Consider the following 14,658-nt stretch of genomic DNA (forward strand, 5'->3'; position numbering starts at 1 on the left):
GTGATTTCGCGTTGAACCGTAAGCTCCAGCTCCGTGGCGCCCCGTCGTTCGGTGAGGCGGCTTATAGACCTACCTAACCAATACCGTCAACGCCTTTTTGAAGAAAAAATGACATTTTTTGTAAGGTACTGATAACATAGCATTTTTGTCATTTTTTCGATCTGCCGGGACCTTAAGAAAGCGTTAACAGTCACCCTTGCCCACCGGTAAGGCAGAATATCCGAATGCTGTTTTTTTAGGCGCTCCACCGACCTCCCGGACCGGCCCTCCCGGCCAGTTCCTGTTCGCTATCGTGCTGATGAAGACTATAGCGCTTTTGCGCCGCAGCGGCTTTTGCATTAATCAAGGCGCGCGGCGGATTTTCATTGAACTGTCGCATAATATCGATGTCCTTCATGGGAGCGCTCTTCATGGGCACATTGCCGGATCTGCCAGTCACAGAGATACTTGATCCGCTGGCCGAAGCACTCCTGACGGGCGGACTTGCCGTCTTGGCGGCCCCGCCAGGTGCGGGAAAGACGACATTGGTGCCGCTCCATCTTCTCGCGGTCGCAGCCATGGGGCCCGGCAAGATCATCCTGATCGAGCCTCGCCGGCTGGCAGCACGGGCAGCCGCCAACCGGATGGCGGAACTGCTGAACCAAGAGACAGGCGAAACGGTCGGCTACCGGATGCGGCTCGACAGCAAGATCTCGTCGAAGACCCGTATTGAAGTGGTGACGGAGGGCGTGTTCACCCGCATGGCGCTGGATGATGCCGAGCTTTCCGGGATATCCGCCGTCATTTTCGACGAGTTTCACGAGCGTTCTCTGGATGGTGATTTCGGCCTGGCGCTCGCACTGGACATCCGCGCCGGCCTGCGCGAGGACCTGAAGATCCTCGTCATGTCGGCGACCCTCGATACGGCCGGCATTTCCGCGCGGCTCGGCAACGCCCCGGTGATAGAAAGCGCCGGACGGGCTTATCCGGTCACGCTCTGCTACCGGCCGCGCCCTGCCGGCGAACGGATCGAAGACAGCATGGCGCGGGCCATTTCCACAGCGCTTGCCGAAGCGACCGGATCGATCCTCGCCTTTCTGCCCGGCCAGGCCGAAATCACCCGGACCTTGGAGCGGCTTTCCGGCCGTGTTGGCGCGCATGTGACGCTGACCCCGCTCTATGGCAACCTGTCGCGCAGCCAGCAGGATGCCGCGATCCGCCCTGCGCCGGCCGGCACCCGCAAGGTGGTGCTGGCGACGGCGATTGCCGAGACCTCGATCACCATTGATGGCGTCACCATCGTGATCGACAGCGGGCTGAAACGTCTTCCCGTGTTCGAGCCTTCGACCGGGATTACCCGGCTGGAGACCGTACGCGCCTCGCGCGCCGCCACCGATCAGCGCGCCGGCCGCGCCGGACGCACGGCGCCAGGCACGGCGATCAGGCTCTGGCATGAGGGCCAGAATGCCGCTCTTGCCGCCTTTGACCCGCCGGAAATCCTGTCGAGCGATCTGACGGACTTTGCCCTCGACCTGGCCCATTGGGGGGTCACCGACCCGGCCTCCCTGCCCTTCATCGATCAGCCACCAGCCCCGGCACTGGCGGAATCGCGCCAGCTGCTGAAGCGCCTTGGTGCGCTCGACGATGACAACCGCATCACCGCGACCGGGCGAGACATCCGCGCGCTTTCGCTGCCGCCGCGCCTTGCCGCCATGGTGCGCCATGCCGCGCGCGAGGGCATGGCCGAAGACGCCGCCCGCCTTGCGGTGATGATGGGCGAACAGGGCCTGGGCGGCAATGGCACGGATCTCGCCGCACGGCTGTTGCGCTTTGCCGGCGAGCGCGGCCCGCGCGCCGAGGCCGCACGCAGCCTTGCAAGGCGGATCGCCGCAACCCTTGGCCAAAAGGCGCGGAGCGGAGCGATTTTCGATGTCGCGACCGCCCTGACCCATGCCTTTCCCGACCGGATTGCCATGCGACGCGGCGGCGCGGGCCGCTTTCTGCTTGCCAATGGACGCGGGGCCGAGCTGGCGGATGACGATGCGCTGGCAGCAGCGGATTTTCTCGTCGTCGCCGATCTTACCGGCGCGGCCGCCAAAAGCCGGATCCTCGCCGCTGCAAGCCTTTCGCGCCAGGCGCTGGAAACCGAAATGGCCGACGCCATTGAAACCGCGGATGAGTGTTTCTTCGACAAGCCGAGCGGCACTGTCCGGGCACGGCGGGTAAGACGGCTTGGCGCCCTGCTGCTTGAGGACACCCCGCGCGGCAAGCCCTCTGGCGCCATCGCAGCGGCGGCCCTTGCCGATGGCTTGCGGCAGACCGGACTTTCAGCGCTTTCTTTCTCGAAAGATGCAAACCATCTGCGCGAGCGGGTCAATTTCCTCCATCGCAAGCTCAGCGACAGCTGGCCCGATTTTTCAGACGCAGCGCTGCTGGCCGATCTCGATGCCTGGTTCACTCCGTTTCAGACGGGTGTCACCGCGCTTGGTGCCGTGACGGCCAGAAGCCTGTCCGATGGCCTTGCCGCGATGCTCGGCTATGAACGCGGCCGTGAACTCGACCGGCTGGCGCCGACCCATTTCACCGCGCCGACCGATGAGCGGCACCCGATTCATTACGACGGCGACGAACCGCGTCTTGTCATAAGGGTGCAGGAAATGTTCGGGCTCACCCGCCATCCTACGATTGCCGGTGACGTGCCGCTGCTTCTGGAACTGACCTCGCCCGCCCACCGGCCGATCCAGACAACCCGCGACCTGCCGGGATTCTGGGCCGGTTCGTGGAAGGATGTGCGTGCCGAGATGCGCGGACGCTATCCAAAACATGTCTGGCCGGAAGACCCGGCCAGTGCGACACCGACACGCCGGGCCAAGCCGCGCGGGACATGATAGGATCGCGCCAGCGCGCAGACATCGCACGGACATGGAGAGGCGGATGAGAACCCCGATACCCGACATGATGGAAGGCGAAGGCCGGCGTACCCTGCGCCTGGAAACGCTTGTCCGGCTGCGCTGGCTTGCCGCCGCAGGGCAGGTCGTGACGATTGCCATCGTCGCCTTCGGCCTTGGCTTCTCGATGCCGCTTGTGCCGGTCATCGTGCTGATTGCAGCGCTTGCCGTCGGCAATCTGGTGCTGGCGCTGCGTTTTCCGCTGACCCAGCGGGTCAGCCCCGGCAGCGCCTTTGTCATGATCGGCTTCGACATTCTCCAGCTCTCCGCCCTGCTCTTCCTGACCGGCGGCCTTGCCAATCCCTTCGTCGCGCTGATCTCAGTGCCGGTGATCATCTCCTTCACCGCCCTGCCGCTGAAACATGCGCTCACCCTTCTTGGCCTTGCCATCATCTGCGTATCCGGCTTCGCGCTGACGCCGTTTCCCCTGCCCTGGTATGACGGCGAAATGCTGGATGTTGATCCGGTGCTGCGCCTCGGCATCTGGATCGGCATTCTGGCAATGCTGGCCTTTGCCGCCTTCTACGCGCGGCGGATCTCGCTCGAAGCCCAGCAGATGGCCGACGCGCTGGCGGCAACCGAACTGGTGCTGCAGCGCGAGCAGCATCTGTCCGAGCTGGACGGCCTTGCCGCCGCCGCCGCCCACGAGCTTGGCACACCGCTGGCGACCATACTGCTGGTGGCCAAGGAAATGGCCGCCACGCTTGGCACCGATGAACGCCACGGCGAGGACGTGATGCTTTTGGTCAGCCAGGCCCAACGCTGCCGTGAAATTCTGGCGCGGCTCACCGCCATGTCGAAGGAGGACGAGGCCCATATGCGGCTTCTGCCGCTCTCCTCGCTGGTGGAAGATGTGGTCGCGCCGCACCGCCCCTTCATCAGCAACATCGAGATCATCTATGAGAACGCACGGGAGGATGAACCGGTCGGCATCCGCAATCCCGGCATCATCTTCGGCCTTGGCAATATCGTCGAGAACGCCGTCGAACATGCCGAGGAAAAGGTACGCCTCACGGTCGCATATGATGACAGCACGGTCACGATCGTCATTGAGGACGATGGCAGCGGCTATGCGGCAGAGATCCTGCCGCGCATCGGCGATCCCTTCGTTTCCGGTCGGGGCCGTGAAGCGGGAACGGCGCGTGCCGGAGGCATGGGCCTTGGCCTGTTCATTGCCAAGACCCTTCTCGAACGCTCCGGCGCAACCTTGAGATTCACCAACCGGGAGCCCGAAGGATCGGGCGCCCGGATTGCCGTTTCTTGGCCGCGCCGGCGCATGGAAGCCGATTCCGCACCGCAGACGGCCGACTAACCTTCAACGGCGGGACGGATTTTCGCCGTCAGCACCGCACCTGCCGCCAGCAGCGAGAACACCGCCAAAAGCCATGCCGGCGGCAGCGTGCTGCCGGTGGTCTGGATCAGCCAGGTGGCGGCAAGCGGCGTCAGACCGCCGACAATGGCAAAGCCGATATTGTAGACGAAGGCAACACCGGTATAGCGCACATCGGTCGGGAAGATCGCCGTCAGCATCACCGGCCCGACGCCCCAGGCAAAGGCGCCGATCAGCGAGATCACGATCATCGCCGGCATCAGCGCCGCAATGCCTGACCCCATCCAGATATAGAGCGGGATGGCGGCAATGCCGAGCGCCAGGGCAGCGATGAAGGCTGGCACCTTGATGCCGATATAATCGGAAATCAGCCCCGCCAGCGGCATGGGCAGCGAAAACAGGATCGTGCCGACAAGAACGGCACTGGCCACCGGATCGGCCTCATAATGCAGGAATTCGGTGAGGTAGCTGTTCATGTAGAGATAGAGCAGCGGCACGGCGGCAGCACCGAGCCCGGTGATGAACAGCCCGGTGACGACCTGCCCGCCATGCTCTTTCAGAAGCGGTACAAGCGGAACCTTATGGGCACTGTCCTCCATCTCGGCAAAGGCCGGGCTTTCCGAAAGACGGGCGCGCAGCACGAAGCCGACAATGGCAATCACGCCGCCAATGAAGAAGCCGATCCGCCAGCCATAGCTCAAAACCGCTGCATCGGAGAGGCTTTGCTGGATCGCCCATTGCACGGCCTGAGCCGCCAGCATGCCGACATTGATGATCATGAACAGCACGCCGCAGGCAAATCCGCGCCGCTTCGGCATGGTTTCGGTAATCAGCGTCATGGCGCCGGGGATCTCGCCACCAAGGCAGAGCCCCTGCACCATGCGCAGCACCACGAGCGCCACAGCCGCGAAAACACCCCATTCGGCATAGCCGGGCATCAGCGCGATCAGAAAGGTCGATCCCGCCATGCCGGCAATCGAGATGCGCAGCATCATCTTGCGGCCGTGGCGATCACCAAAATGGGAAAACAGCACCCCGCCAATCGGGCGGACCAGATAGCCCGCAGCAAAGACGGCGAAGGCGGCCAGCATGCGCGCGGCGGCGTCTTCGGCGGGAAAGAACACCTGGCCGATCTGGGCGGCAAAGGTTGCGTAGATCACAAAATCATAAAATTCCAGGCCGCCGCCAAGGCTGCCGAGAAAAAGAGCGCGATTGCGCGCGCGTGCATTGCCGTCCATGCGCCGGATACCCCCTTGCAATTTATCAAGTGAGCGAAGGTGACAAAGCTTGCCAGCGAAGGCAAGCGCCATCACCAGTGATGCCTTTCCGACGTCACTTTGCGGAAAAACCGCCTGTTATGGGGTTTACCCCCACGAAAGGGAGGTTCATAAGCGTTATAAGGCGAGGAAGCAGAAAGCGGGCCGTACCCGCAACGAGATTGCACCATGACGAAAGTTGGCGAAGACACGACACTGGCAGCAGGCAAGGAAAGCACGCATGACGATTCATGGCCGGAGGAGCTTGGCCAGGAACGCAGCCTACTGATCGTAGATGACGACGGGCCATTTCTGCGGCGTCTCGGCCGTGCCATGGAGATCCGGGGCTTCGAGGTCGATATCGCCGAAAGCGTGGCCGAAGGCATCGAGAGCGCCCGCAACCGGCCACCCAAATTTGCCGTGATCGACCTGAGGCTTGGCGATGGCAACGGACTTGACGTGATTTCCGACATCCGCCGGCTGCGTGAGGACACGCATATCATTGTGCTGACCGGTTATGGCAATATCGCAACCGCTGTGACGGCGGTGAAGCTCGGCGCGCTGGATTATCTGGCCAAACCCGCCGATGCCGACGATATCTTGAATGCGCTGCTGCAAAAGCCCGGCCATCGGGTCGAGCCGCCGGAAAACCCGATGTCGGCCGACCGGGTGCGCTGGGAACATATTCAGCGCATCTATGAGATGTGCGATCGCAATGTGTCCGAAACCGCCCGCAGGCTGAACATGCACCGCCGTACCCTGCAGCGCATTCTGGCAAAGCGCGCGCCGCGCTGACGGCCCGGACAGGATAGCGGCAGTCTCAGCCGCCCTGCTCTTTCTCGAATTTTTCCAGTGCCCATTCGGCAAGCGTCAGACGCTCGGCCGCCAGGCGTGAAAATTCCAGCGTCAGCGCCTTGCGCCTGGCCGCAGGCAGGCGATGCTCCGGAGCCTCGCGCAGGATTTCCGCGCCGAATCGATCGGCCAGAACAAGGCCGCAATCGTCCGGAAACACCTCAAGCGGCACCGCCGCATGGGTGGCAAAGAACAGCCGGTCGCAATAAGCGCGATAATCCGGCCATTTATGATCGACGCGAAAATCCTCCAGTGACGACTTGATCTCGATGATCCAGATCTCACCCTTGTCCGAAATGCTGATCAGATCCGCCCGGCGACCATTTCTGAGGGTCATTTCCGCAATCGCTGCGTGGCGCATGTGCCGCAGCAGCTGCTGAACGCCACGGCGCACCAGAAGCGCATTTTCCGACTGCCGGCCATCAGCCATCGGATTCTTGTTGTGCAGATCGATGATTGCCATCGCCCACCTCCGGTTAATCGATGCATTTTGACAACATGACACGTCCTGCTTCCGTCGCAATGGAGCCGAAGCTTCTACTCGTGCTTGAATATAGACAAATTATTAACCATAAACTGTCTAAAATCCGCCGTAATTGCACAACCCACGGTTAACGCCCGGAGCACGAGTCTGTACATGTATATGAAATCCACCTTTCTTGCATTGTCCCTGACGGGGCTTCTGGCCGCCACCGGCTGCACCACCACGGCAGAAACGAAACCGGTGATGGCACCGGTTTCTGCCTATGCAGCCACCGTTGACGACGGTTTCCAGGTCCCGCGTGTTCCGATCCATCAGGTTCCCGACGCCTATCACCGCCAGATTGTCGAATACAAGACCGACGAAAAGCCTGGCACCATCATCGTCGATACCAAGGACCGCTTCCTCTATTACGTGCTCGAAGACGGCAAGGCCGTGCGCTATGGCATCGGCGTTGGCCGTGATGGCTTCCGCTGGTCCGGCGAGGCCTATGTCGGCCGCCGCGCCGAATGGCCGACCTGGTATCCGCCCTTTGCCATGATCCAGCGCCAGCCGGAACTGAAGGAATATTCCGGCGGCATGGATCCGGGTGTCATGAACCCGCTCGGTGCCCGCGCACTCTATCTCTACCGCAACGGCAACGACACCATGTTCCGCATTCACGGCAATCCGGACTGGACCTCCATCGGTCAGGCCGTTTCGTCGGGCTGCATCCGCATGATCAATCAGGACATTATCGACCTCTATGCCCGCGTCGACCCCAAGGTCCGCACCAAGGTCATTGTTCTGGAAGGCTGATGAACCCTGCCCTGCCGGTACCGTATCCGGCAGGGTCTCCCGCTTGCGCTTCAGGGCGGCGATGCGTAAACCTTGCCTCAAATGTCGGCAGCGCCATGCGATCTGATGGAACAGGACCGCTGCCCTGACACATTTGTGGAGCTGCATGAGCCTGCCGATCCTCTTTTGGTTCCGGCCAGATCATGCGCCAATGAGGCAGGAGGGGATCATGACCGAAGATAAGGGCACAGGCCTTTTCACGATTCCGCCCGGCGCGCCCTTTCTCGCCACCCTTGCCAAAGCCCTTCTTGCCGGCCGGCTTGCGCCCGGCTTTTCCTATCAGCCTGACAATCCGCTCAGCCTTGCCGATGTGGTGATCTTTCTGCCCACACGGCGTGCCGCCCGTGTTCTGCGCGCCGAATTTGCGCAGCTGCTGGGCGGCGGCACCGCCATTCTGCCGCAGATCCGTCCGCTCGGCGAAACCGATGAGGACGAGGCGCTTCTTGCCGAAGTGCCGGGCGCGATTGCCGACAGCATGGAGCCCATTGCACCCGTCGAACGCCTGCTTGAGCTTGCCGGCCTCATCCTGCCCTGGCGCAACCGTCTGTCGGAGGCGCTTGCCGGCCTGCATGGCGGCTCGCCGCTGATTGCGCCGGCAAGTCCGGCTGACGCCGTCTGGCTCGCCCGCGATCTTGCCGAACTGATCGATGCCATGGAAACCGAGGGCGTCGACTGGGCGCAGCTGAACACACTGAATGGCGAAGACTATGCAATCTGGTGGCAGCTGACCGCTGAATTCCTCAATATCGCCGCCCTTTACTGGCCCGAACGGCTGGATGAGCTGGGCCGGGCTTCCGCCGTCATGCACCGAAACCGGCTGCTTGCTGCCGAGGCTCTGAGACTGTCTTCCCTTTCCGGCACTGCGCCGGTCATCATTGCCGGCTCGACCGGTTCGGTTCCGGCAATTGCCGATCTGATTGCCGCCGTCGCCAGCCTGCCACAGGGTGTCGTGGTGCTGCCGGGCCTTGATCTCGCCATGGAAGATGACGCCTTTTCCGCACTGACGGCACCGGATGCCGATCTGTCGCAGCCCGAGCCCTCAAACCGCGCCCATCCGCAATATGAAATGGCGCGGCTGATCGAACGGCTCGGCGAAACACGCGCCGCCTTCACAAGCCTCGGGCAGGCCACGCCCGAGATTGCCGATCGCAACGCGATATTGGCGGAAGCCTTTGCGCCCGCCGAGAGAACGGATGGCTGGGGTGCTGCACGCCTCCGTTTTGACGCTGCTGCCCTCGATGCCGCCTTTGCCGATACAAGCCTGATCGAGGCATCGAACGAGCGTGAGGAGGCCCTGTCTATTGCCATCGCACTCCGCCTCGCACTCGATGAGCCGCGGGCCGATGGCAGACTCGCAATTTCAGCACTGATCACCCCGGACCGCGCATTGGCGCGCCGTGTGACCGCCGAATTGAAGCGCTTTGCCATCGATGCCGATGATTCCGCCGGTACGCCGCTGTTGCAGACCCTGCAGGGCACGCTGATGGTGCTGATGCTGGAGACGGCGCTGAAGCCCGGCGATCCGGCGGTTCTGGCAGCGCTCATCAAGCACCCGCTCGCCCGTTTCGGCCTCTCGGCCCGCGATATGCGGCTTTCAGGCGCGGCACTGGAGCTGATCGCCCTGCGCGGCGGCACGCGGATGATCGATCCGGGCCAGCTTGAAACCATCATCGCCGAGGCGCTGGAGAAAGAGCAGGACCAGCGCCACATACCGCGCTTCCGCTCTGCCCTGCCCAAACAGGCACCGGAAAAGGCACTCGACCTTGGCCGGCGGATCCAGGAAGCCCTTGTGCCGCTCTGCGAAATGCTGGTGGCGCGCGGACCGGATGCAGCGCCGATGACCGAGACGATTGCCGTCTCCGCCTGGGCGGAACGCACCGGCCGCGCGCTCGAGGCCGTTGCCCTTTCCGCCGATGGCGATCTCTCCGCGCTCTGGGGTGGCGAGGCCGGTGAACGGCTTTCCACCATGCTGTCGGAATGCATGGCCTCGAAAACGCCGATGGAAGCTGACGGGCCGCAATGGATCGATATTGCCGCTGCCCTGATCGCCTCCGATGCGGTCAAGCCGCGCTCGATGGGCAATCCGCGCGTTTTCATTTTCGGCGCGGTGGAAGCCCGGTTGCAGGAGGCGGATACGATTGTCATCGGCGGCATGAATGAGGGCGTCTGGCCGACCCAGCCGAAGAACAATCCCTTTCTGTCACGCGGTATGAAGGCCGAGATCGGCCTGGAACCGCCGGAAAAGCGCATCGGCCAGCTGGCCCATGATTTCACCATGGCCGCCGGCACGAAAAGGCTGATTTTCACCCGCGCGCTGCGCCAGGGCTCTGCCCCGACCGTTGCCAGCCGCTGGCTGCAGCGGCTCGGCGCCTTTGCCGGTGCGGATCTGATCGAAAAACTGGCCGAACGGGGTGCGCTTTATCGCCATTATGCCGCCGAGCTGGACCGCAAGGAGCGCCAGCGGCCTGCGCCGCGGCCTGAACCGAAACCTCCGGCGGAATTCCAGCCGGAACGCTATTCCTTCTCCGAGATCGGCAGGCTGCGGCGTGACCCCTATGCGATCTATGCTGCCAAGGTGCTGAAGCTCGACCCGCTTTTACCCTTCAATGCCGATCCCGGCATGGCCGAACGCGGCACGCTCTACCACGCCATGGCCGAGCAGTTTCTGAAATCGGGCGCCGATCCGAAAAGCGAGGCGGGCAGGGCTGCCATGACGGAGATCGTCAACCAGCTTCTGATGGAAGCGGAACTGCCGCCGCATCTAGCGGTGAGCTGGGAGCCGCGCATCCGCAGCGTCGCCGAGGCGCTTCTGACCTTCGAGGCTGACCGGCAGGCCCGCCTTGCCATCGACAGGACCATGACGGAAGCAGGTGCGGGTTTCGATATCCCGCTCGCCGGGGTGCGGCTGACCGGCATTGCCGACCGGATCGACCTGCTGAGCGATGGCAGTGCGGAAATCATCGACTACAAGACCGGCCTTTCCCCTTCCGTCAACGAAGCGCGGGCGCTTCTGGAACCGCAATTGCCGCTGGAAGCCGCCGCCCTTGCCGCCGGCGCGTTCCGCGACCTGCCGGCGACGACGACGGCGAGCCTGAAATATGTCCGGCTGCGCCCCGGTCGCCGCTTTGATGTCGACCAGCTGGAAAAACCGGCGACCAAAACCGAAGATGCAATCACCGCCATGACGCTGGCCGAAGATGCGCTGAAGCAGTTCTCGCGCTTCATCACGCTGCTGAAGACGAATGAGAAGCCCTTCACATCCCGGCTGATCCCAGCGCGCCAGCGCGACTTCGGCGGGGAATATGACCACCTCGCCCGGGTGGCGGAATGGATGACGGCAGAAGACGAGGAGGGCGGCAATGGCGAATGATGCCTCTGTGCCGGGGCTCGATGCACCGGCTGAAGACTGGCTGTCCTGGACCACAGGCCAGCAGCGGCTTGCCTCTGATCCTGCCCGCACGGTCTGGGTTTCGGCCAATGCCGGTTCCGGCAAGACCCATGTGCTGACCCAGCGCGTCGTCCGCCTGCTTCTGGCCGGTGCCAGACCCTCTGCCATACTCTGCCTCACCTATACCAAGGCGGCGGCCTCTGAAATGTCGAACCGCGTCTTCGCACGACTTGCCGAATGGGCAGTGATGCCGGACGACCGGCTGGCGGCCGTGATCGAAGAGATCGAAGGGGCAAGGCCCGATGGCCTGAAGCTTGCCATTGCCCGAAGGCTGTTCGCCCGCGCACTCGAAACGCCGGGCGGGCTGAAGATCCAGACCATCCATGCCTTTTGCGAGAAGCTGCTGCACCAGTTTCCGCTGGAGGCCAATGTCGCCGGCCATTTTGCCGTGCTGGATGACATTGCCGCCGCCACGCTTTTGGAAGATGCGCGCCGCCAACTTTTTTCCGCCGCCGCCAGAGGCGAGGATGAAGCGCTGGCCGCAGCCTTTGCCCATGTGCTCGATACCGCCGATGACAGCGGGCTGGAACGGCTGCTCGGCGAGATCGTTTCCGCCCGCCATGCGCTCAGGCCGTTTTTCATCAGCGCCAGGGCCGCGGCATCCGGGGGAAAGGCCCTGCGCCGGTCGCTCGGCCGCCAATACGGCTTTGGTGAAGACGAAACGGCTGCAACCATTGCCGCCTCCGCCTGGCCGCTGCCCGATCTTGACGCCGCCGCCATTGCAACGCTGATCGAGATTGCCCGCGCCGATGGCGGCAAGCGTTCCGCCGATCTGGCAAAGGCCCTGAGCACCATCAGGGCCTGCGACGATGCGGCCACGCGGCTGACGCTGCTGCAGGACGCGCTCTTGACCAAAACCGGTGCGGCAAAGGCCGAATCGACCCTTGCCTTCAAGTCTCTGCGGGAAACGGCCCCCGATATCGCCGAAGCGCTGATTGCATCGGCGGCTTTCATCGAGCAGCTTTCCGACCGGCTCAACAGCTTCACGATCTTCGAAAAGACTGTCTCGGCGCTGGTGATCGCCGAAAAGCTGGATCAGCGCTACGAGGAATTGAAGAAACGGCGCGGCAAGCTCGATTTCGAGGATCTGATCGCCCGCGCCGCAGCCCTTCTGACCCGCGCCGATTCCAGCCGCTGGATCCACTACAAGCTCGATCAGGGCATTGACCATATTCTGGTTGACGAAGCCCAGGACACCGCCCCCTTGCAATGGGATGTGGTGCGCTCGCTGACCGAGGATTTCTTTGCCGGCGAGGGCGCGCGGGCGCAGACCCGGACCATGTTTGCCGTCGGCGACGAGAAGCAGTCGATCTATTCCTTTCAGGGCGCCCGTCCCGAGCGCTTTGCCGCCGAAGGCCGGGCAACGCAGATCCGCGTCAGGCAAAGCAGTGCCGATTTTTCCAGGATCGGCCTGCCGCTGTCCTTCCGTTCGACGTCATCCGTGCTTTCCGCCGTCGATCAGGTGTTCAAGACGGCTGAAAACCGGCGCGGCCTCTCCGCCGAGGATGAGGCGCCGGTTCATATTTCCAACCGGCTCGGCCATCCGGGCTTAGTGGAAGTGTGGGAAAAGATCGCTCCGGCCGAGACGGACGAGGACGAGGACTGGACCGCCCCCTTTGACGCAACGCCGGAAAGCGCGCCACCCGCGGTTTTGGCGCGCCGGATCGCCGCGCGGATCGCCGCGATGATCGGCACCGAAACCATTATCGAGGGTGGCCATGAGCGGACGGTGCGCCCCGGTGACATTCTCGTTCTGGTGAGAAAGCGCGATGGCTTCGTCAATGCGCTGACCCGGCTGATGAAGACGCCCTATGACATTCCGGTTGCCGGCGCCGACCGGCTGAAACTCGCCGATCATATCGCGGTGAAGGACCTGATGGCGCTTGGCCGCTTCGCCATTCTGCCGGAAGACGACCTGTCGCTTGCCGCCATCCTGAAAAGCCCGCTGATCAATCTCGATGAGGACGATCTCTTCGCCATCGCCGCCAGACGCACCGCCGGCGAGCATGTCTGGTCAGCGCTGCGACGGCTGTCGGGCGAAGGCGAACAACGCTTCGTCGTCGCCGTTGAAAGGCTTGAGCGGGCCATCGGCCTTGCCCGCCGCCGTGCCGCCTTTGATTTCTATGCCGATATTCTCGCAAAGGAGGGTGGCCGCCGCGCCTTTCTCGCCCGGCTTGGCAGCGAGGCAAGCGATATCCTCGATGAATTTCTCAATGTCGCGGCGGCGCATGAGGACAATGGTCTGCCGGGTCTGCAATCCTTTCTCGATGTGCTGGATCAGGGCGGGCTCGAGGTCAAGCGTGAACAGGACAAGGGCCGAAACGAGGTTCGGATCATGACGGTGCACGCCTCCAAGGGGCTGGAGGCGCCGGTGGTCTTTGTGGTCGACAGCGGCGGCAAGGCCTTCGTGCCGGGCCATCTCTCGGGTTTTCGCATGATGGAGGGTGGACTGCCGGTCTGGCATGGCGGCAAGAAAGGGGCAGATGCCCGGGTGCTCGCCGACCTTGGCCACCGCGAAAGCGAGGCAGAGGAAGAATATCGCCGCCTGCTCTATGTGGCGATGACCCGCGCAGCCGACAGGCTGATCGTTACCGGCTATCGTGGCAAGCGCGACAATGACGCCTCCTGGCATGCGATGATCGCATCAGCGCTTTCCGCCGATGACAAGGGCAGGGCAGAGACCGTGACCGTCACCGGCCCGGATGGCGATTACCAGACGCTTCTATGGCGAGAAGCCGTGCGACCGCGCACATTCGACGCTGCGACCGTCACGGACGGCGAAACAAACAACATGCCGGAACTGCCGGCCCGTCTGCTCGAACCCTTCCGCGATGCCGAACGGCCGATCCCGCCGCTCAGCCCGTCGCGGGCGGGGCTGGAGGTGGAAGATCCCGCGCCGATGACGGCCTCACCGCTCTTCTCCGCCGCAAAACCCGGCGACGGGCTTGAGCGTGGCCGGCTGGCCCACCGGTTGCTGCAGCTGTTGCCGGGCCTTGCCGAAGCCGAGCGCGACGCCGGCTGCCGGCGCTATCTCGAACGTGCCGGCCATATGCTGTCGCCTGAAGCCCGCGCCCGTCTCGGCGACGATGTGATGGCGCTGCTGAGCGATGAACGACTGGCGCCGGTCTTTGGACCCGACAGCCGGGCAGAGGTCTCCATCACCGGCACCGTGACGCTGGGACGCGATGCCTTTGCCGTTTCCGGCCGGCTCGACCGGCTGGCGATTGCTGACGACCGGGTGCTGATCGTCGACTACAAGACCAATCGCAACCCGCCGCAGGACGCCGCCAGCGTGCCTTTTTCCCACGCCGCGCAGATGGCGGTCTATGCCGAGATCCTGAAACCGCTCTATCCGGGCAAAGCGGTCGAATGCCTGCTGGTCTATTCCGAAAACCGCGCCGTCATTGCGCTGAGCCCGGCCATGCTTGATGAAACCCTGGGGGTGCTCTCGACAAAGTGATCCCTTGCCATTGATTTCCCGGCAGGCCATGCTCACATGAGGCACCAAACCGAATATTGCAGCGACT

9 protein-coding genes are annotated in these 14,658 nt (G+C 63.4%); 6 read left to right on the top strand and 3 right to left on the bottom strand.

Translation table 11 applies throughout. From position 1 onward, the window contains the following. Positions 1–235 precede the first annotated feature (235 nt). A complete protein-coding gene (locus HCK86_RS16440; RefSeq protein ID WP_176085576.1) occupies positions 236–397 on the bottom strand; it encodes a hypothetical protein in 162 nt (53 codons plus the stop codon). A gap of 13 nt (positions 398–410) precedes the next feature. On the opposite strand from HCK86_RS16440, the gene hrpB reads away from it, so the two are divergent. Then, complete coding sequence (gene hrpB / locus HCK86_RS16445) at positions 411–2,867, top strand: ATP-dependent helicase HrpB (protein WP_176085754.1); 2,457 nt, start codon at positions 411–413, stop codon at positions 2,865–2,867. 46 nt (positions 2,868–2,913) lie between these two features. After that, positions 2,914–4,239: an ActS/PrrB/RegB family redox-sensitive histidine kinase gene (locus tag HCK86_RS16450; protein ID WP_176085577.1), complete on the top strand. Its 1,326-nt coding sequence runs from the start codon at positions 2,914–2,916 to the stop codon at positions 4,237–4,239. Here the strand turns inward: HCK86_RS16450 and HCK86_RS16455 are convergent. Continuing rightward, positions 4,236–5,495 carry an MFS transporter gene (locus tag HCK86_RS16455; protein WP_176085578.1) on the bottom strand — a complete coding sequence of 420 codons (1,260 nt, stop codon included), beginning with the start codon at positions 5,493–5,495 and terminating at the stop codon, positions 4,236–4,238. The two genes, HCK86_RS16450 and HCK86_RS16455, sit on opposite strands and share 4 nt — an antisense overlap. A gap of 207 nt (positions 5,496–5,702) precedes the next feature. On the opposite strand from HCK86_RS16455, the gene HCK86_RS16460 reads away from it, so the two are divergent. Beyond that, positions 5,703–6,308, top strand: a complete 606-nt coding sequence (locus HCK86_RS16460; RefSeq protein WP_176085579.1) for an ActR/PrrA/RegA family redox response regulator transcription factor — start codon at positions 5,703–5,705, stop codon at positions 6,306–6,308. Between the two features lie 25 nt (positions 6,309–6,333). Here the strand turns inward: HCK86_RS16460 and HCK86_RS16465 are convergent, their stop codons facing one another. After that, positions 6,334–6,828, bottom strand: coding sequence for an MmcB family DNA repair protein (locus HCK86_RS16465; RefSeq protein WP_176085580.1), 495 nt, complete (start codon positions 6,826–6,828; stop codon positions 6,334–6,336). A gap of 174 nt (positions 6,829–7,002) precedes the next feature. On the opposite strand from HCK86_RS16465, the gene HCK86_RS16470 reads away from it, so the two are divergent. The 3 genes from HCK86_RS16470 to addA all read left to right on the top strand — a co-directional run bounded on the left by HCK86_RS16470 (position 7,003) and on the right by addA (position 14,591). Beyond that, a complete protein-coding gene (locus HCK86_RS16470) occupies positions 7,003–7,644 on the top strand; it encodes a L,D-transpeptidase (RefSeq protein WP_176085581.1) in 642 nt (213 codons plus the stop codon). A gap of 208 nt (positions 7,645–7,852) precedes the next feature. Next, a complete protein-coding gene (gene addB / locus HCK86_RS16475; RefSeq protein ID WP_176085582.1) occupies positions 7,853–11,053 on the top strand; it encodes a double-strand break repair protein AddB in 3,201 nt (1,066 codons plus the stop codon). Then, positions 11,043–14,591 (top strand): double-strand break repair helicase AddA, encoded by a 3,549-nt coding sequence (gene addA / locus HCK86_RS16480; RefSeq protein ID WP_176085583.1) that lies wholly within the window; start codon positions 11,043–11,045, stop codon positions 14,589–14,591. Before addB ends, addA begins: the two co-directional genes overlap by 11 nt. Positions 14,592–14,658 lie beyond the last annotated feature (67 nt).

The sequence above is a fragment of the Martelella sp. HB161492 genome, from assembly GCF_013184775.1.
Taxonomy (GTDB): Bacteria; Pseudomonadota; Alphaproteobacteria; order Rhizobiales; family Rhizobiaceae; genus Martelella.

What these genes read in the sequence shown, in the direction of transcription:
- addA (WP_176085583.1), top strand. Translation starts at nt 11,043, where the DNA reads ATGGCGAATGATGCCTCTGTGCCGGGGCTCGATGCACCGGCTGAAGAC.
- HCK86_RS16455 (WP_176085578.1), bottom strand. Translation starts at nt 5,495, where the DNA reads ATGGACGGCAATGCACGCGCGCGCAATCGCGCTCTTTTTCTCGGCAGC.
- HCK86_RS16465 (WP_176085580.1), bottom strand. Translation starts at nt 6,828, where the DNA reads ATGGCAATCATCGATCTGCACAACAAGAATCCGATGGCTGATGGCCGG.
- HCK86_RS16470 (WP_176085581.1), top strand. Translation starts at nt 7,003, where the DNA reads ATGTATATGAAATCCACCTTTCTTGCATTGTCCCTGACGGGGCTTCTG.
- HCK86_RS16450 (WP_176085577.1), top strand. Translation starts at nt 2,914, where the DNA reads ATGAGAACCCCGATACCCGACATGATGGAAGGCGAAGGCCGGCGTACC.
- hrpB (WP_176085754.1), top strand. Translation starts at nt 411, where the DNA reads ATGGGCACATTGCCGGATCTGCCAGTCACAGAGATACTTGATCCGCTG.
- addB (WP_176085582.1), top strand. Translation starts at nt 7,853, where the DNA reads ATGACCGAAGATAAGGGCACAGGCCTTTTCACGATTCCGCCCGGCGCG.
- HCK86_RS16440 (WP_176085576.1), bottom strand. Translation starts at nt 397, where the DNA reads ATGAAGGACATCGATATTATGCGACAGTTCAATGAAAATCCGCCGCGC.
- HCK86_RS16460 (WP_176085579.1), top strand. Translation starts at nt 5,703, where the DNA reads ATGACGAAAGTTGGCGAAGACACGACACTGGCAGCAGGCAAGGAAAGC.